Origin of the sequence: Paenibacillus sp. VT-400 (genome assembly GCF_001029205.1) — a bacterium.
In the GTDB taxonomy this organism is placed as follows: domain Bacteria; phylum Bacillota; class Bacilli; order Paenibacillales; family Paenibacillaceae; genus Paenibacillus; species Paenibacillus amylolyticus.
In genome coordinates this window covers 965,838-983,638 of the sequence record NZ_LELF01000067.1, presented here as the reverse complement: position 1 = coordinate 983,638, position 17,801 = coordinate 965,838, and the positions used below count along the sequence as shown (strand labels likewise).

At 45.9% G+C, this 17,801-nt stretch carries 19 protein-coding genes; 4 read left to right on the top strand and 15 right to left on the bottom strand.

What is annotated here, in order from left to right; all coding sequences use genetic code 11:
* Positions 1–63: 63 nt before the first annotated feature.
* From EL84_RS15210 to EL84_RS15200, 3 genes are all read right to left on the bottom strand, one after another.
* Complete coding sequence (locus EL84_RS15210; protein WP_047842267.1) at positions 64–429, bottom strand: arsenate reductase family protein; 366 nt, start codon at positions 427–429, stop codon at positions 64–66.
* A 401-nt stretch (positions 430–830) separates the two neighbouring features.
* Positions 831–1,814 (bottom strand): RluA family pseudouridine synthase, encoded by a 984-nt coding sequence (locus EL84_RS15205; protein ID WP_047842266.1) that lies wholly within the window; start codon positions 1,812–1,814, stop codon positions 831–833.
* Positions 1,811–2,386, bottom strand: coding sequence for a cob(I)yrinic acid a,c-diamide adenosyltransferase (locus EL84_RS15200; protein ID WP_036610088.1), 576 nt, complete (start codon positions 2,384–2,386; stop codon positions 1,811–1,813). The genes EL84_RS15205 and EL84_RS15200 overlap by 4 nt, the downstream gene beginning before the upstream one ends.
* Before the next feature lie 148 nt (positions 2,387–2,534).
* On the opposite strand from EL84_RS15200, the gene EL84_RS15195 reads away from it, so the two are divergent.
* On the top strand, positions 2,535–3,146 hold the full coding sequence (locus tag EL84_RS15195) for a DedA family protein (protein ID WP_047842265.1): 612 nt from the start codon (positions 2,535–2,537) through the stop codon (positions 3,144–3,146).
* An 85-nt stretch (positions 3,147–3,231) separates the two neighbouring features.
* Here EL84_RS15195 and EL84_RS15190 read toward each other — a convergent pair whose 3' ends face one another.
* From EL84_RS15190 to EL84_RS15160, 7 genes are all read right to left on the bottom strand, one after another.
* Positions 3,232–3,774 (bottom strand): bifunctional adenosylcobinamide kinase/adenosylcobinamide-phosphate guanylyltransferase, encoded by a 543-nt coding sequence (locus tag EL84_RS15190; protein WP_017689625.1) that lies wholly within the window; start codon positions 3,772–3,774, stop codon positions 3,232–3,234.
* Between the two features lie 37 nt (positions 3,775–3,811).
* The gene (locus EL84_RS15185; RefSeq protein ID WP_017689626.1) at positions 3,812–4,363 is read right to left on the bottom strand and encodes a hypothetical protein; all 552 of its coding nucleotides are present in this window, start codon (positions 4,361–4,363) and stop codon (positions 3,812–3,814) included.
* Positions 4,364–4,540: 177 nt separating this feature from the next.
* Entirely contained in the window at positions 4,541–4,762 is a 222-nt protein-coding gene (locus tag EL84_RS15180) for an aspartyl-phosphate phosphatase Spo0E family protein (RefSeq protein WP_179198508.1), read from the bottom strand.
* Positions 4,763–4,949: 187 nt separating this feature from the next.
* Entirely contained in the window at positions 4,950–6,158 is a 1,209-nt protein-coding gene (locus EL84_RS15175) for an aminotransferase class I/II-fold pyridoxal phosphate-dependent enzyme (protein WP_047842264.1), read from the bottom strand.
* 13 nt (positions 6,159–6,171) lie between these two features.
* The gene (locus tag EL84_RS15170; protein ID WP_024628343.1) at positions 6,172–6,672 is read right to left on the bottom strand and encodes an Lrp/AsnC family transcriptional regulator; all 501 of its coding nucleotides are present in this window, start codon (positions 6,670–6,672) and stop codon (positions 6,172–6,174) included.
* Positions 6,673–6,832: 160 nt separating this feature from the next.
* On the bottom strand, positions 6,833–7,228 hold the full coding sequence (locus tag EL84_RS15165; protein ID WP_047842263.1) for a spore coat protein: 396 nt from the start codon (positions 7,226–7,228) through the stop codon (positions 6,833–6,835).
* A gap of 45 nt (positions 7,229–7,273) precedes the next feature.
* Positions 7,274–7,507 carry a hypothetical protein gene (locus EL84_RS15160; RefSeq protein WP_047842262.1) on the bottom strand — a complete coding sequence of 78 codons (234 nt, stop codon included), beginning with the start codon at positions 7,505–7,507 and terminating at the stop codon, positions 7,274–7,276.
* Between the two features lie 97 nt (positions 7,508–7,604).
* Here EL84_RS15160 and EL84_RS15155 point away from each other — a divergent pair, with 97 nt between their 5' ends.
* Positions 7,605–8,825, top strand: coding sequence for an NAD(P)/FAD-dependent oxidoreductase (locus EL84_RS15155; RefSeq protein WP_047842261.1), 1,221 nt, complete (start codon positions 7,605–7,607; stop codon positions 8,823–8,825).
* A gap of 95 nt (positions 8,826–8,920) precedes the next feature.
* Here EL84_RS15155 and EL84_RS15150 read toward each other — a convergent pair whose 3' ends face one another.
* The 4 genes from EL84_RS15150 to EL84_RS15135 form a co-directional block, all read right to left on the bottom strand.
* Entirely contained in the window at positions 8,921–10,135 is a 1,215-nt protein-coding gene (locus tag EL84_RS15150; protein ID WP_047842260.1) for an MFS transporter, read from the bottom strand.
* Positions 10,136–10,264: 129 nt separating this feature from the next.
* Entirely contained in the window at positions 10,265–10,831 is a 567-nt protein-coding gene (locus tag EL84_RS15145; protein WP_036669791.1) for a hypothetical protein, read from the bottom strand.
* 119 nt (positions 10,832–10,950) lie between these two features.
* Entirely contained in the window at positions 10,951–11,391 is a 441-nt protein-coding gene (locus tag EL84_RS15140) for a DUF350 domain-containing protein (RefSeq protein ID WP_082219034.1), read from the bottom strand.
* 50 nt (positions 11,392–11,441) lie between these two features.
* On the bottom strand, positions 11,442–13,808 hold the full coding sequence (locus EL84_RS15135) for an endonuclease MutS2 (RefSeq protein WP_047842259.1): 2,367 nt from the start codon (positions 13,806–13,808) through the stop codon (positions 11,442–11,444).
* 188 nt (positions 13,809–13,996) lie between these two features.
* Here EL84_RS15135 and EL84_RS15130 point away from each other — a divergent pair, with 188 nt between their 5' ends.
* On the top strand, positions 13,997–14,356 hold the full coding sequence (locus EL84_RS15130) for a phage holin family protein (RefSeq protein ID WP_036610114.1): 360 nt from the start codon (positions 13,997–13,999) through the stop codon (positions 14,354–14,356).
* A gap of 217 nt (positions 14,357–14,573) precedes the next feature.
* Positions 14,574–14,969 (top strand): cytochrome C oxidase subunit II, encoded by a 396-nt coding sequence (locus EL84_RS15125; RefSeq protein ID WP_414855715.1) that lies wholly within the window; start codon positions 14,574–14,576, stop codon positions 14,967–14,969.
* Positions 14,970–15,073: 104 nt separating this feature from the next.
* Here the strand turns inward: EL84_RS15125 and EL84_RS15120 are convergent, their stop codons facing one another.
* Positions 15,074–17,782: a hypothetical protein gene (locus tag EL84_RS15120; protein ID WP_047842257.1), complete on the bottom strand. Its 2,709-nt coding sequence runs from the start codon at positions 17,780–17,782 to the stop codon at positions 15,074–15,076.
* Between the last annotated feature and the right edge of the window lie 19 nt (positions 17,783–17,801).

Genomic DNA, 17,801 nt, shown 5'->3' with positions numbered 1-17,801 from the left:
CAACCATCGTTCAGCCAAAAAAGCCCTGAATTTTGAACAATTCAAGGCTGATATTCAGCGCGTTTATGCGTTATTCCATTCCTGCTCGTACGTTTCTTCCTTGAATCCAACCGTCACCTTTTCTCCATCCGTAACGATCGGACGTTTGATCAGACGACCATTGGAAGCCAATAAACGAATCTGTTCATCAGCTGACATTCCCGGAAGTTTGTCCTTCAGTTGTTGTTCTTTGTACACTTCCCCACTCGTATTAAAGAACTTTTTCACTTCCAGTCCACTCTTTTGGATGAGTTCTGTTAGTTCAGATTCGGATGGCGGTGAGTCAAAAATAGGGATTAACTCCAGCTCATGTCCTTGAGCTTCAAGCCATTTTACAGCTTTGCGGCATGTGCCGCATTTGGCATATTGATATATTTTTAAGTTACTCATGGTATGTGTTCCTCCTGTGGCTCCGGTTTCGACTTCTCGCTTCCCTTGGTTTGCTTCGCAAATCCAAAAGTCGCTCCAAATCGATACCATCGCCATGTAATTTTACTGAATTTTGCGAATGAGAAAAATAAAAACATTCGCTATATTTTTTTGGATCAAAATCTTACAGCTTTTGTATCCTTAAAAGCTTTTAAGATTTGAATTCTTGAAATATTTAACATCAAATTGGTAAACATCAATACATTAACCATAGAACCATAAAGATTAGCCTACGGCATGTTGTTCGGGTGCATTAAGCATCCCTCACAAGGGTAAGACAAACAGCGTTGAACTCCAAACAGGACAGGCCGTGCAGGAAACTGCGCTACGAGGTGCAAAACTAAGAGCCCCGTCGCAGCTTCCTACAGTTCTTCTCTCGGAGCTGCCTCATCATTCAAACGCTTCTCTAGCGCGGCCATATCTGGTGGAAAAGGAGCCTGGAACGTTATGCGTTCCTTTAGAATGGGATGTTCAAACGTCAACTCACAAGCATGTAATGCCTGGCGTTCGATCCAGCTGTCCCGTTCTTCTCGAACAGCCATGGTCTGCTCATCGATCTCGTGCACAGGTAGTGTCTTGTACATTCGATCACCTATTAACGGGCAGCCGATGGACGTCATATGTACCCTGATCTGATGGGTTCTGCCACTTTCCAGCTTGAGGCTTATCGCACTGGCGCTGCCCCCTGACCAACGTGTTAAGGTTGTGTACAACGTTCTTGCAGCGTAACCATCAGGTGTTACGATTCGGCGGTGTGGCTCTTCAGGATCGCGATCGATCGGGCCATCTACTGCCCCTTGTTCCGGGACAGGGCTGCCGTGCACAAGTGCAATATATTTCTTGTCTACTGTTCCAGCGATCATCTGTTCAGAGACATGCTGATGCACATAAGGGTTCTTGGCTATTGCGAGCACACCTGACGTTTCCTGATCAAGTCGATGAATCGGTCTGAACCGGAAACGCTCGCCCTTGGTTTTCCAGTAATGAACAACGCCATTTGCCAAAGTCCCCGTGTAATGTCCATGTGTTGGATGAACGATGATGCCCGCATCCTTGTTGACAATAAGCAAGTGCTCATCTTCATACAGAACGGTAAATGGAATAGGCTCGGGCAAAATATCATCCGATTCCTCTTGCTCCATCCGAACTTCAACGACATCACCCGTAGCTACCTTGACGCTAATGTACACGCGCTCTCCATTAAGCATGACACCTTGCTCCGTCAGCTTAATTTTGGACAAAAGCTTACGCGACACCAGCAGCCGCCGCTGAAGCACGGTCTTCAGCAGCCAGCCATCTTCTTGTTCGGTCACCGTGTAGACAATCGGCGAATAATACTGGCTCATTCTTTGCGGCGGAAGACTTTTTTGCTCCGCACATATTCAATATCCGCCACCTGTTGTCTCGCGTTGGCTGTCCGTGCAACCACGAAGAAGTAATCAGACAGTCGGTTTAGATACCGTCGTACAGACGGATTAATATCTGTATGTTGTCCAAGTGTTACCGTGCGACGCTCTGCGCGACGACATACAGTACGGCACACATGAAGAGCAGAAGACAGCTGACTGCCACCAGGAATAATGAATCGTTCCACTTTTGGGTTCTCTGCATCATACTGGTCGATCCATTGTTCCAGACGTGTGACCATTTCATCTCTCACCTTATATTTGGTCTCACTAATCTTCACAAAGGCCAGATCCGACCCGCAATCAAACAGTTCCTGCTGAACTTCCAACAGGTGTTCACGCAGATCTTCAAATTCCCCTTGAGCCGAGTCAATAAGGCTGATCGCCTGGCCTACAAAACAGTTCAACTCATCAATCGTACCATAAGCCTCAACTCGGTCATCATCCTTGATGACGCGTCCACCGATGACCGAAGTCTGTCCTTCGTCACCTGTTCGTGTATATATGCCCATCGTTATCCCTCCAATTGGTAATATAATAATGAATACGGGAATGCCATTTTTTCAGAAACCCGTCTATCGCTTTACACGTATATAAGAATTGGTGTGCTCTGCCGAGTATACGACAAATCAAAGGAAACCAAAAGTAAAGGAGACGATTATGCAAAACTGGATAACCGATTTCATGGAACAATACGGCTACATAGGCATTGCACTCATTATTGCTCTTGAGAACGTATTTCCCCCGATTCCATCCGAAATCATCTTGCCGTTTGGCGGATTTATGACCACCTATACCAGTCTCACTCTTCCAGGAGTTATTATCGCCGCAACTATTGGTTCTGTCTTTGGTGCTGTGATCCTGTATGGTATTGGTTTACTCATTGACGTCGAACGCCTTGAGAAAATTGTGGAACGCTGGGGACATGTTCTGCGCATCAAAAAAGAGGATATTCACCGTGTCGATGCATGGTTTGACAAATATGGCATGTGGACCGTATTATTCTGCCGAATGGTTCCCCTCGTTCGTAGTCTTATCTCCATTCCCGCAGGCATGTCCAATATGAAATTTGGTTTATTCCTTCTCTTTACAACCATTGGTACATTGATCTGGAATGTCATTCTTGTCTGCGTTGGTGCTGCGCTTGGCGCATCATGGGAGAGCATTTTGCACTTTATGGACGTCTATTCCATTGTAGTGTATGTCATTCTGGCCATCATTCTCATCGGATGTATCATCTGGTGGATCAGACGTAACAAAAAGCAGAAATAAAAAGAATAGCTTAATAAATAAAGCCTCCTCGCCACCAATTCGTGGTTAAGGAGGCTTCTTTATATCACCCGTTTATGTCATCTCACTATCGTTCATCTTCATTTCGCATGCCCTGACTTTTAAGATCGATAGCCAGACCAGATACCAGCAAATACATCTTTTCAGCATGTATCTGCAGCATCCGATTAACCGAAGCCATTCTCGCTGTAAATATTCGTTCTTCCTCGGTAGGATGCAATGTGCCATGCATTTCATTGGTAATCACAAGCAACTTCCCCTGATAAGACAATAATGCATCAAGCAAAAGCTGTGTCTCTGAACGCTGATGATCCAGATCCTCTGTTGCCCTGAAACCGGCAGCCATCCAGGAGGTCAGACTGTCTACAATTACAATTCGCTGGTCCGCCAAAAAAAGATTGGATTCCCGATTAATCTGGGTGATCACCTCTGTCAAATGCTGACCGTTCCCGGCATGAATGGCACGATAATGAGCGGATGGCAATTCGGGAATAACGGGATCATGATCACCGGTGGATAAATATACACCCTCCCGGCTAATCCCGGCTGCGTACTTAAGGGCAAACCGGGTTTTACCACTACCTATGCCGCCTGTGACCGTAATCAGCAATCCGCTTCCCTCCTTCCATAGCCATTCTGAATTTTCTTTACTCTGTCAGCGCCTTCAGCACTTTTTTGGATTCTTCGACATTGGAAGATGACACTGGAATGGTAGCGAACAAATTGCTCGCAGCATATTCTACATCTTTAAACATTTTCATATCTTCGAGTGGAATGCCGTAAAGATGTGATTCTTGCTTGAGATCTGACCCTCCATCTCCTTCACCCTTCTCTACCAATACTCCACCCTCAAATACACCCCGTTCAAACTTCTTGGGATCAAAAGTATCATCCAGCGGAACATTGGAGCCATTACTTCCGTATTGTTTCATGTCGGACTCAGGCAAAATGAAGATATCATGTCCTCCAGCCGCATACTCTACCATAATTTTCTGAACATCATACATCGCACTGGTGATCACTTCTACCTTGGGTTCCTCGCCCAGTTTCTGTTGCAGATTGGCCTGTAACTGTTCTGAGATTACAGATGGATTTCCTTGGTTATCAATGATGAATATGGAAAAACCATCTTTACCTCCACAACCAGCAAGCAGAAAAACGATAGAAATGATTGCAGTAAGCCCCCAAAATCTCTTCATTCCAGTTCCCCCTTTAGTCTCCTATGTCCAATATATCACAATTGTTCCACGCAAAAAAATAACCTGGCTTATCGGGGGATCACCCTGCCTTTTCACACAAAAAAAGAAGACCTTCTCAGGTCTCCCTTTCTTTACTTTCTAATTCGATTAATGAAACGTTTCAATCCAGCATAAACGTTATTTTGCTTTAATCGGGTTAGCCTTCATATATTCATTAATCTTTAAATCCAGCAAACTGCTGATTTCAATTACAATATCGGATGTGAATGATTTCTCTTCGAGGAAGATCTGTTCCATCTTGCGACGAAGCATATGAATTTCATCTTCCAAGGAAATGTCATGCAAAGATGCGTTATCGGGTTTCACCGACCATCGGTCGCCATGATCGCCTTCTGCCAGATAGTGCCCACGATTCGTCGGTAAATCATATTCAACACAAAACAAAGCTAACCCCTCCTTGGAAAAATGGTTTCCAAATTTATGAAAACTTATTTCAAATTGAAATTATATCACATTATTTTGTAAAAGAAAGTTATTTTTTCCAATGATAAAAATGTCACATTTGTAAAAAGATTCTACTTTAGTATTAACCCTCTTTTTGCAGTTTGTAAACAAAGTTTCCGATTCGTTCCAAAGCTTCATTTAATTGGGTTACAGAAGTAGCATAAGAACAACGCAAGAAGCCTTCACCCTGAGGGCCAAAAACATTGCCCGGAACAGCAGCCACTTTATTCTCCGTTAACAATCGCTCAGCAAACAGGTCTGAACTCATACCCGTCTTTTGAATGCTCGGGAATGCATAGAATGCTCCCTGAGGTTCATGACAATCAAGTCCAATATCTCTGAAGCCCTGCACAATTAAACGTCTACGCTGATTATACGATTCTACCATCCGATCTTTCTCACCCAAACCATTCGTCAACGCCTCAAGTGCAGCAACCTGACCCATGGCCGGCGCACACATTACCGTATACTGATGGATTTTGAGCATGGCTGCAATAAGCTCAGGATGACCACACATGTAACCGATCCGCCAACCTGTCATTGCAAAAGCCTTCGAAAATCCGCTTACGAGAATAGTCCGCTCCTTCATGTCAGGGATAGCTGCAAAACTAACATGTTTTTGCGTATACGTCAATTCAGCGTAAATTTCATCCGCGATCACAATCAGATCATGCTTTTTAATCACTTCAGCAATAGGCAGCCACTCTTCATACGTCATGATGGCTCCAGTCGGATTACTCGGATAACACAGAATAACCACTTTCGACTTCGGTGTGATACCAGCTTCAAGTGCTTCGGCCGTTAACTTGAACTGATCTTTCGCATAGGTATCAACACCAACTGGTATACCGCCACCGATTGAAGCGATTGGTGAATACGCCACGTACGAAGGTTCAGGAATGAGAATCTCGTCACCAGGTACGATTAATGCGCGCAAAGCCAGGTCAATCGCTTCACTGCCACCCACCGTAACAATAATCTCATCCTTGGGATCGTATTTGGTATCAAACTGAGTATCCAGATATTCACTAATGGCTTCTCTCAACTTCGGCATACCTGCGTTGGATGTGTAACTGGTCATACCTCTTTCCAGCGAGTATACACAAGCTTCACGCATATGCCAAGGGGTAACAAAATCAGGTTCACCCACACCCAAAGTGATAATATCCTTGTTGTCTCCAACCAGATCAAAAAATTTACGAATTCCGGATGGAGGTATCTGCTGCACGAGGGGTGCCAGATAAGATGTCATTTTCTTGTTGTTCCCGGTTGTCTGTTCATTCACTATCATGACACATCTTCCTTTACGGCGAGATCATGAGACGGTTGTCTTCCTGATGGTCTTCAAAGATAATCCCGTCCTGCTTATATTTTTTAAGAATAAAATTCGTTTTGGTTGAAAGTACAGAGTCTATCGGAGACAGTTTCTCCGACACAAAATTAGCGACTTCACGCAGGTTGCCACCTTCCACTTCAACGAGCAGATCGTATGCACCGGACATGAGATATACGGACTTTACTTGCGGATAGAGATAAATACGTTCGGCAATCCCTTCAAAACCACGACCACGCTCCGGCGTGATCTGCACTTCAATCAGGGCCGTTACTTTTTCATCATCTATTTTGCTCCAGTTCACGACGGTTGCGTATTTCACGATGACGTGGTCTTGTTCTAGCTGTGCCACGGCGTTCTTGATCTTGTCTTCCGACTCCCCCAGCAGCGTCGACAGCAGTGCGGGAGTCCTTCTCGCGTCTTCCTTCAGCAGATCCAGAACTTTTAATTGCAGATCGTTCAAATCTTTCATGGTTTTCCCTCCAGCGTCATCCAGGTTCCTGAAAATGAATTAATACTTATATTACATGAATTTGACGTTGATGCATAGACAAAAGACCGCCTGCCCTGAATTCAGGCAAGCGGTGGTATGGTCCTGTAACATTAGGTGCTTCAAACCTCTTTTGCAAAGGTTACATGTAATAAGGGTTACCGTAATTCGGTTGATGCTGAGGCACATTAGGAGCTTGGCTATATGAACTGTTCTGCGTATTCTTTTCCTGAATGAACTGCTGACACTTTTGTTGGGTCTGGTGGGCGGACTGAATTTGCTTGTCCACATCCTGACGAAGTGCCTTGGATGAGACAGAATACATGTTGTTTTGCTGCATCAGATTGAACAGTTCCCCTTGTAATCTTAGGGTATCGTTCGTCAGGTCTGTGAACATTCGACGTGTCATGGGGCAGGAAGCTTCCGTTGTCGCAGTCGTATATTCGCGTGAGGTTCGTCTTAAATCTGCAAGAATCGACTTCAGCAGATCTTGCTCCTGCATAAAATTTCCACCAGATGACAAAGATTGAGTGTACACGTATTTTCCTCCTATACTTTGAAATAACTTGTCATGTTTTGAACTTTACTGTGATTGCGCTGGTGCAAGAGATTGATGTTGCTGTAACGCATTGACAAGAGTATTCAGATGCTGCTCATGTGAGCGAACATAATGATTCAGCGCCTGTTGAATTTGCGGATTATGTGTGATGGAGGCTGTAGCTGCACATTGTTTGATTAACATTTCCTCATTGGAAATTGAATCCGCAATATAGTTCAGTTCCTTGGGGCTCAGTGCTTGCATTTGTGAGTTTTGCATGTATATCTGACCTCCTTAATCTAAAGTTATTGCGAATTTATTGTTACCCTAACCTGAAAAAGTATACTTCAACTATATTCAACAGAGGTGATCAATTATGGAACTTATTAACGGAAAAACATTTTGGCCAACTACCTTTGCTTCCCATCCCCATTATCCTGTTTTGCAAGAAAACCTGTCCTGTGATTGTCTAATCATCGGTGGTGGAATGGGGGGCGCATTGTCTGCCAAGCTTTTGACAGATCAGGGGATTGACACCGTTGTTATTGACAAAAGAGATATCGGTTATGGCAGTAGTATGGCTAATACGGGCCTACTCCAATATACAAATGACAAAACGCTCACCTCTTGTATCCAGACATTTGGAGAAGAACGCGGTGTTCGATTCTACGAATTATGCCGGGATGCCATGCACCATCTCGAAAAAATTTCATCGAAGCTTGAGATTGATCCTTGGTTTGTGCCTCGCACAAGTCTCTATTGTGCCAGTCACGAGGGAGATGTATCGTTGCTGGAGGAAGAATATCGTAACCTGAAACATTATGGATTTGATGTGGAGCTGTGGGATCAGGAAAAAATCAGTGCACTATTCCCGTTCAGCAAACGTGCTGCATTATACACAAGCGGGGATGCTGAGGTTAATCCGTATCGTTTGGTTCACTCACTATTCCACTCAGCCTCACGTCAAGGAGCAAGAGTCTATGCTCATAGTGAATTCACCCATTGTGATTATGATGAAAATGGTGTCCTATGTTACACACCTCATGGCACTGTACGTGCCAAACATGTTATTTTCTCAACAGGCTATGAAACACAAGAAATTAAAAAGGACAGGGGCGCATACCTTCAAAGCACCTATGCTATCGCCACCAAGCCACTACAGGATCTCAGCAGCTGGTATAAGCAATGCATGATATGGGAGACCGAACGACCTTATCTATATATGCGCACAACTCCAGACGGAAGAATTATTGCAGGTGGACTTGATGAGAATCGTCCTCGAGAAGAACAACGGGCGATCAAGGCGGTTCATAAAGGTGAGATTTTGTTACAAAAGATTGCCGAGTATTTCCCATTACCTGATCTCGAAGTTGATTACGCTTGGGAGGCTGTCTTTGGAAGCACCCATGACGGTCTTCCGTTAATCGGTCCACACCCAGACTATCCGAATTCGTACTTTGTAGAAGGGTATGGAGGTAACGGGACCGTATACAGCATGATTGCTGCTTCCTTAATTGTGGATGCTATTACTGGCAAACAAAACCCTGATATGGATCTGTTCTCTCTCACACGTACAAATAAACCATCTCCTGTATAACCAACAACTGAATCAATACAACTACAAACAGGGTACAGCACACGGAAAGTTCTCTTTTCCCGCCGCTGTACCCTGTTTATATATTGGGAAGCCTGCTAAGCCGAGGGCTCTTGTCCTTCCGTTCGGTTCAATAACTTGCGCATAAAGATCCATCCAATTAGCGGAGAAGCACCAAGGACAATAATAAGCCAGGTCAACATGCGTAGAGACGGAGCATTTAAGACCGTCACAATAAATATGGCCAACCCACATAGTCTGCCAAGCATCAGGCATAACTCTCTCAAAACGACAAGTTCAACCCTTTTCTCCACATTTTCGCCACTTGTGCCCATCATGTCGAATCCCGCTGATATCATCGGTAATACATATAACGGCATCGCAACAGCACTCCCAATCCCCATGATTAACAGCGTACCATAGGTCACTTTCCAGAGAAGAGGAAGAAGCACAACGAGCAGAATGAGAGCTCCAATGAACATTCCTTTTGATCTATACTGTGGTTTAAACCATTTCCCGGCTGCCCAATAACTTACTAATGCCACAGCAGAAGTGATGAGTGAGAACTGCCCCAATTTGTACTCTTGTGCGGTAGCCAAATATACAAGCAGTGCAATCAGGAAGGCAAAGACACCTTCACGTGCACCCTGAGCGAATAAACCCAAGCCTAAGGTCCTCCAGGGACTATCCCGCTTGGATAGCTGTATCCAAGGTTCCGACCAGCGGTATGTACCGCTCACCTTTCTTTTTTTCAGAAAAAAACTAAAAACTACTGCTATGACATAAATAACGAGTGATACCGTAAAGATGAGCCGATATCCTGTGTTGTCTGTCATGCGAGTAATAATCAGACCGGAGAACCATGGACCTATAATTCCTGTCATCGAACCAAGTAACCCGACCCAGCCATTGAATAGATCCCTGTTTTCCCGATCCGTTATTTCAAAATACACAACATTAAATGCAATCCAGAATAACCCCAAGGAACAACCTATTAGCATACCCAGAGGCCATATCCAGTCTACAGCTTTGGAACCAGCCCAGAGGACTATCATATAAAATATGCCGGACAGCGCAGTACCTAGTCGTAGTGCACTCATTTTATTATGTTCCTTGACCCATTTGCCAGCAAGCCAGAATGTCAGTCCAATGGCCAGTTGCTGGCTGAGAGTGAACCATCCCAACATGGCATAATCCGGACGGCTTTTCCACAGAAACACATTCAAAAAGGTTCCCGACAGCGCTCCGGCTAACGCAAACAATCCATTCACGCCCAAAAGCAGAATGGATTGTCGGCCTAAAGTAATCTTCATCTGCTCCTCCTTCATCCACCTGAAGTGAACTATGTACAGGTAGGTCTTAGGGTTAACGTGCCCCAAGCAAGAGGAAAACATGATGAATCTTCAGGATTGCTATGAAATTGGTTAGAATCTCCGAAATGTTTATTCCTGCGTACTCAGGTTCTTGATCAGACGCAGACGATCTTCCTCAGACAGACTGTATTGAACTTGGAAACATCCCGAGCATACATAGGTCAATACTTTAAACGGTGATGCCAATAGTGACCCTTCGCCTGAAGCTGCGTTAGCAACTGGTGTGAAGTTATCCTGCGTTGCAGCTTGTGTACCTGCGAGAATCATGAATTCGCGGCAATTCGGGCACTCTGGTACTTCTTCCTGATGATCAAGTTGCTTCTGTACACCTTGTTCATACTGAATGAGATCATTACCTTCATCCGCGTATTTGGTTAACGTTCGCAACTCCGGCAATTTGAGTTCAACTTCATCCCCCCACAGATCCGAAAGATCCGTAGTCTGTTTCTCGTTCGTTACATCGTCTACATCATAGATGTCGTCCTCAGCTTCATCGTTCTCTTCATCATCGATGTTAATGTTGAGTGTACGGTATCCTTTTAACTCATTGTGGCAATAAGGACACTCTTCTTCAGGACCGAGCTCCTCATCCCATACAATCTCCGTCTGACACCAAGGGCATACTGTTGTTTCCATATTGATCAACCTTTCTCTTTCATATAATCATGTATTCATTACATAGATGACACCGATGGCAAAAAACACGATCGATGCCGCAAACAAAATCCGTATTAATATCTTCATGACCGGTCCCCCTAGATAATGCTCGCGCCAATAACAAACGACAGCGAGACTGAAATAATCATGGATATCAATCCGACAGCTCGGTTATCCGATTCGATCTCCTTATCAATAGAGAACACGGGTGTCAGGAATTCAAACAAAAAATAGGCAATGAGCAGAAGGATAAACCCTACAAATGACCACGTCATAGCTTCATACACCGAAGATTTCGCTTGTATGCAGAACCGCAATACGTTGCAGATCCCGAAGATCTTACCTCCTGTAGCCATCGCAACGGCCACATTGCCCTTCTTGATCTCCGTCCAGCATTTATACTTAGTCACCAGTTCGAAACAAGCCAGAAATACGAGCAGCTCCATAATCGCTACCGAGAAAAAACCGAGTACCATCCCCAAGGGATGAGACAGCAATTGGTCAATGCTTTCTATCACGCACCGTTCCCCTCTCCCCATCTGCAACCTTCATGAATAAGGTCGCAGAATATCATTGATTCATGGACCGGCTATTCCAATTCTGCGACGGTCACACCGTTCCCGCCTTCTCCGTAATTGCCCAGCCGGTAGCTTTTAATATGTTTATGCTTACGCAGGTAATCCTGAATACCGGAACGTAAAATTCCTGTACCTTTACCGTGAATAATATAAACTTGGCCCAGGTTGGCAAGGAAAGCTTCGTCAATGAACCGATCTGTCTCCATCAGGGCTTCTTCCAGGTTGGTACCGCGCAGATCCAATTCACTTTTCACATTGTCATCACGTGTACGTTTCATACCCGTTACCGGTTTTTGCTTTGGTTTGGCTGCGGGAGCCGATTGCTGCAGTTCCAGGTCATCCAGGGATACTTTCATTTTCATAATCCCCAGTTGTACCATAGCGTCTTTGCTGCCCGCCATCTCTACAACATGGCCTTTTTGATTTAAACTGTAGACAAGCACTTCATCTCCAGGACCGATAGCACGAGTCTTCGGCGCTGTTGCCGTCTTCTTGACCGTTTTTCTGCGTTTCTCCGGTTCAGCCTCGTCCAGCTGTTTGCGGGCAGCAATGAGTTTGTGCTCCTTCACGGAAGCACCTTCTTCCATAGCCAACAGGCGAAGATCTGCTATAATCTTCTCCGCTTCCGCGCGAGCCTTGTCCACAATGCTGCGTGCATCTTCTTCTGCTTTTTCAATCCGGCGATCACGCTGCTGTTCCAGCTTCTCCAGTTCGGTCTGATGACGACTGCGTAATTTCTCCATATCCTGGCGCAAGCTCTCTGCCTTCTCACGCTCTTGTTCAGCCGTAAGACGGTTCTCTTCAAGAGAAGCAATCATGTGCTCAATCCGTTGATCCTCTTCCTTCACTTCGCCACGGGCGTAGTCGAGAATGTAACCCGGCAGTCCCAGTCGCTCTGCAATGGCAAATGCATTACTTCGTCCAGGTACACCCACCAGAAGGCGATAGGTTGGACTCAGTGTGTTGATGTCAAATTCCATGCTGGCATTAATGACACCTTTACGCTCATATGCGTATGCTTTCAGTTCACTGTAGTGAGTGGTTGCAACCATGCGACATCCCGTCCGGTGCATATGCTCCAGCATGGAGATCGCCAGTGCGGAACCTTCAGCCGGATCTGTCCCTGCGCCAAGTTCATCGAGTAATACCAAACTTTTTGGTGTCATGTTTTTCAGAATACGAATGATGTTGGTCATATGACTGGAGAAAGTACTCAGATTCTGCTCGATACTCTGCTCGTCCCCAATGTCTGCATAGATCGCATCAAATACACATAACTGACTGCCATCCTCAGCCGGAACAAATAAACCGGACATGGCCATCAGGCTCAGCAATCCAATTGTTTTGAGCGTTACCGTTTTACCACCCGTATTGGGACCTGTCACGATAATGGATGTGTAATCATTGCCCAACTCTATGTCGATTGGAACCACGTTTTCAATTGGAATCAGTGGATGACGGCCTTTCTTGAGCTTCAGGAACCCGCGGTCATTCATGCGAGGCAATGTTGCTTTCAGTTCACGAGCCAGACGTGCTTTGGCAAAGATAAAATCAAGTGATCCCAGCAAGTCGACATCATACAACAGCCACTCTCCCTGCTCACTGACAAGTGCCGTCAATTTCTGCAAAATAATTTCTATTTCGCGTTCTTCCCGAATCCGGGTTTCGCGTAATTTGTTGTTCATTGCAACAATGGATTCCGGCTCAATGAACAATGTCGCACCCGAACCGGATTGATCGTGCACAATCCCGCCAAAGTACGAACGATATTCAGCTTTCACCGGGATCACAAAACGGTCTCCTCTGATGGTGATGAGCTGATCCTGAAGCATCTTGGATACGGTAGAGGATCGAATCATGGAATCCAGTTTTTCGCGAATCCGCGCTTCTCCGCCTCGCAGCTCACGACGAATCTGCGCCAACGTTACGCTTGCACTGTCGGCAACCTCTGCATTATCGTCAATACAGATTTTGATGGCATCCTCAAGCGTTTTTTGCTCTGACAGTTGATCACTGATATAGAACAATGATTCGATGGGCTCATCTTCATGCAAAGTACCAATCTGACGTTTCAATCGCCGCGCTGCAAAGGTTGTATTGGATATTCCCAAAAGTTCGTGAGGGTTAAGTGTGCCTCCAATTTCAGCACGTTTGATGGAAGCCGTAATATCTACAATTCCCCCAAACGACGGTGAGCCTTTCAAGCGATCAAATGTGAAGGCTTCATCGGTTTGCTGCAGCAACCGCTTCACTTCTTCAAGTTCACTGCTTGGTTCAAGTTGCTCCGCTTTCTTTTTTCCCATGGTCGTCTGGGCAAAGCTAAGCAATGTATTTAAAATTTTGCGATATTCCAGTGTGTGTAAAATTTTCGTGTCCAAGTGTACAACTCCTTCCAAACTATATCTGTATTATAACGAAAGAAACTTTCTTACGCTATTTAACGAATCCTTCCACACATAACTTCAACAATAACACCACAAACTACAGGTGTCAGGATTGTGCAACCTCTCCATCCCCCTTGGAGTTGCCCTGCTCAGTTCAATCCGAATAAAAGGAGGTAAACACCATGAATTTCCTGGGACATGTCGTGCGATTTGTCATCGCTGCAATTGTATTAATGGTGGTCAGCTGGATCGTTCCCGGATTCGCCGTTGGTGGCTTCTGGAGCGCTCTGTTGCTTGCTCTTGTCATTGCCCTGCTCGGCTGGATCGTTGAAGGTATCTTCGGCAAAAGAGTCAACCCGTTTGGTCGCGGTATTGTCGGATTTATCGTTAGCGCACTGGTGATTTGGCTTGGTCAATATGTTGTAGATCATGTTGAAGTCAGCCTGCTCGGTGCCATTCTCGCTGCGCTGGTTATCGGGATTATCGATCTCTTCATCCCGGTATCCACCCCTTTTGATGCCGGACGAAGCTCCAAAAGTTAATCTCCACTTCACCTTAACGTCCCCATGTATTCTCCTAAACCTCTGAAGGCCCTGGGCCGGAAGGGGTTTATTTCATTCAGGCAGTGCACACGCTCTGCCGTACACGTACAATTTTCAAAAAAACGACATACGCAGCGTGTACAGGCATCCACATATTGCGGTATGATGACTGGAGCAATCATTCAAATTTTATCCATATCACGCTTTAAGGAGGCACATGATGAAGAAAGGCATAACATGGCTTGCTGCCTGTATGTTAATTCTGGTCCTCACTGCATGTGGAGGAGTGAAACAGTCCGCAGAATCTGGTAGCAATGGATCCGATGCTGATGCTGGAGTTACAGCCAGTGAAGAATTGGTCATCAAGGCGAGTAACTATGAATTCGATCAACCTGAGTACCATCTTAAAAAAGGCGTTCCCGTTAACATTGTTTATAAAAATGAAAACGGAAATCACGGTATCCTGGTGCCTGAGCTGAATCTTCAACTGGATACCAGAAATAGCTCCAAAGTCATAACCCCGGACAAAGTTGGTGAGTTTGAAATGTCCTGTTCTGTCTTCTGCGGTTCAGGACACAGCAGCATGATCTCCAAAATTATCGTTGAAGAATAGTATTCAAGACAAGGAGCCCCCGCAGCGACGGGAGCTCCTTCTTTAGTATAACAAATTGTACCAGAGTACGTTGCCCACGAGCCAGTTCTGCTACATTCATTCCGCTAGGTCTGGTCCTGTTCAATCAATTCAATCCATTCGTTATATTCCGTCTGCAATTTCGTATATTCATCATGCAACTGACGATATTCCGTGTTCAGCTGCTCTGCCTTCTCCTGCTCCATTTCACGTTCAACCTGTAACAAACGTAATTGATTGGCCGCTAGTTCGTAACGCTCCCCCATCTCAAGCAGTTCAGTTTCCATGATCTCTTTCTCTTGGGTCGCTTCTGCACGTAACTTGTCCAGCTGCTGTCGTTCTTGCTCCAGTCCCTCCAGCAACTCACTACTTGCCGCACTTTCTCTCTTCCAAACCGTCAGTTCATTCTCAAGTGCAGCCCAGCGTTCCTGCCAGGATTGTTCCTGAGCCGCCCATTCATCTGCACGGCGTTGCCACACCTGGTCGTTCTGCTCTGCTTGTTCAACACTTGAGCGAAGTTCTTCTTCACGTCTCGTCAACTGTTCCAGACGGGATGCCAACTCGGCCTGTTTGGCTGACAGCTCTTCGTATTTGATCTGCCACTCCAACGCTTCTTCCTCAGTCTGGGCTAGCCGGTTCTCTTGCTCAGAGTAACGCTCGGAAAGTTTAGCTGAAGATTGACTTGCTTCTTCAAGTGCGTTCACAATCTCCTGTTTCTCCTTGCTCAGTTCATCCAGCTTGGAACTGTAATTCTCTTCACGTTGTAATGCATCACTGTAATCATTACGGATTTGTTTATAGTTATCCTGAAGTCGATTCAGCTCTTCCCGAACAACATTTAGCTCACCTTCAAGCTGATTGCGTTTCTCTTCCAAAAGCTCTGCATCCTTCTGGTATTGCACAGCCTCTTCATGGTTGAAACGAGACTCTTCCTTCACCACGGACAATTCATCATGAAGGGATTGCACACCAGACTCCAACGTTTCATTTTGTTCAGCAACTTCAAGAATCTGATTCTCCAGGTCTCCGATCTCAGCCAATCGCTGCTCAGCAAGATCCTTCAAGGACTGCTCACGTTCCGTAAGCGTGCCGATCTCATTCTGCAATGTACGCACCGCAGCATGAGCCTGTTCAAGCACTTTATGCAGTCTGCGCTGTTCCTCTTCCGACTTCACTTCAGCCTCACGAAGCTTTTGGGCTTCCTGTTCAAGCTGTGCATGTTGCTCCTGAAGTTTGCGTAGCTGTGCTGTGAGAGAAGTTTCTCTATCCACAGTTTCATTATACTTCTGCTTCCATTGTTCCTGTGAATCACGGGATTGCTGGGCAGCCTGTTCCGTTTCACGCAGAAGCTCCTGCAACTGGGAACGGTCCTCTTTCAACTGCTCCAGTTGTTGCTCCAGTTCCGTAATTCGGCGAGTCTGAACTTCCTGCTCCTGTTTACGGACCCCATGCTCATGACGTAACGATTCCAATTGACCACGCTCGTGCTGAAGCTGCTGTTCTTGCTCTGCAACCATGTCCTGTGCACTGATGAGCTGGGTCATCACTTCTTCTAATTGCTCTTCGACATCTAATAGTCGAGTCTCCGCCTGTTTACGTTGTTCCTCAAGTTGCTGTTTGAGCTTGCCCTGTTCTTCTTGCAACAAGGCCTCTGCCGCCGCTTCGGCTTCTTTCGCTTGGGACGCTGCTGCTTCCTTGGCTTGCTGCAATTGTTCCTCGAAGGCTGCTTCTTTCTCCATCCATTCGAGTTCCAACTGCTCGGATAACGCCTTGAACTCCGCATTCAACTGATTTATCTCAGTCAGGCGCTTCTGCTCCGCTTGTTCCTGTAAGGCAGACCGTTCCTGATTCGCCTGATCCGTGAGCTCTTGTGTCTGTTGCAGCGCTTTTTCTTCAGCCTGTTGAAGACGAAGTTCCATCTGTTGCTGAAGTTCGTTATATTGCAGCGCTGCCTCTTCCTGAGCTTTCTTCAGATTGCTCTCTGCCTGCTCCAACTCTGACAAAATGGCCGACTCGGCTTCTTCCTTGGCTGTCTGGACCTGCTGCGCAGCCTTGGCTTCAATCTGTTGACGTTCTGCAACGGCACGGCTTTCGGCTTCTTTTAATTGAGCTGCAGTCTTGTCCTGCAACTCTTTGTATTGCGCCGCAGCTTTGGCCTGCGCCTGCTGCAATTCGGCTACAGAACGGTTTTGAGCTTCTTTGAGCTGGGAAGCAGCCTGTGCCTGTGCATTTTTAAGCTGGTTAGCCGCTTTCTCTTCCATTTCCTTCAGCTGTTTCGTTCCCTTGGCTTCTGCTTCCTTCAGTTGTGCTGTCGCTTGGGCCTGCAATTTCTGCACTCGCTCCGTTGCTTGAGCGCGTTCTTGCTCCAGCAGCTTATTCAACTTGGCTATCTCTGAATTTTTGTCCGATTCGGACTTTTGCAACGCCTGCTCTGCTTCAATCTTCAGCTGTTGCAAATCAGCAAGAGCCTGGTCACGCCGTTCCAATTCTTGTTGATGTTCATTTTGTATGGCGTTCAACCGATTCAATTCGTTTCTCAGTTCTGTACGTTCTCCAGTGAGCATCTTCAGTTCATTACGGATTTCCTGAGTCTGAAGAGACTGTTCAGCCATATGTACAGCCGCCAGTACCGCAATACGCGGAGTATCCAGACGGGAATTTTGCTTGGAGATTGCGCCCATACGCTCATCCACCAGGTTAGCTACTTGTTTCATATAGTCGGCACTGCTGCCAACCAGTTTATAGGAAGTCCCGTAGATCTCTACGGTGACGCGTGTACGATCAGGTGTAGTCACAGTTGTGCCCTCCTTCAAG

Coding starts and splice junctions, on each gene's coding strand:
- EL84_RS15210 (WP_047842267.1), bottom strand. CDS start 429: ATGAGTAACTTAAAAATATATCAATATGCCAAATGCGGCACATGCCGC.
- EL84_RS15205 (WP_047842266.1), bottom strand. CDS start 1,814: ATGAGCCAGTATTATTCGCCGATTGTCTACACGGTGACCGAACAAGAA.
- EL84_RS15200 (WP_036610088.1), bottom strand. CDS start 2,386: ATGGGCATATATACACGAACAGGTGACGAAGGACAGACTTCGGTCATC.
- EL84_RS15195 (WP_047842265.1), top strand. CDS start 2,535: ATGCAAAACTGGATAACCGATTTCATGGAACAATACGGCTACATAGGC.
- EL84_RS15185 (WP_017689626.1), bottom strand. CDS start 4,363: ATGAAGAGATTTTGGGGGCTTACTGCAATCATTTCTATCGTTTTTCTG.
- EL84_RS15175 (WP_047842264.1), bottom strand. CDS start 6,158: ATGATAGTGAATGAACAGACAACCGGGAACAACAAGAAAATGACATCT.
- EL84_RS15170 (WP_024628343.1), bottom strand. CDS start 6,672: ATGAAAGATTTGAACGATCTGCAATTAAAAGTTCTGGATCTGCTGAAG.
- EL84_RS15160 (WP_047842262.1), bottom strand. CDS start 7,507: ATGCAAAACTCACAAATGCAAGCACTGAGCCCCAAGGAACTGAACTAT.
- EL84_RS15155 (WP_047842261.1), top strand. CDS start 7,605: ATGGAACTTATTAACGGAAAAACATTTTGGCCAACTACCTTTGCTTCC.
- EL84_RS15150 (WP_047842260.1), bottom strand. CDS start 10,135: ATGAAGATTACTTTAGGCCGACAATCCATTCTGCTTTTGGGCGTGAAT.
- EL84_RS15145 (WP_036669791.1), bottom strand. CDS start 10,831: ATGGAAACAACAGTATGCCCTTGGTGTCAGACGGAGATTGTATGGGAT.
- EL84_RS15140 (WP_082219034.1), bottom strand. CDS start 11,391: ATGGGGAGAGGGGAACGGTGCGTGATAGAAAGCATTGACCAATTGCTG.
- EL84_RS15130 (WP_036610114.1), top strand. CDS start 13,997: ATGAATTTCCTGGGACATGTCGTGCGATTTGTCATCGCTGCAATTGTA.
- EL84_RS15125 (WP_414855715.1), top strand. CDS start 14,574: ATGATGAAGAAAGGCATAACATGGCTTGCTGCCTGTATGTTAATTCTG.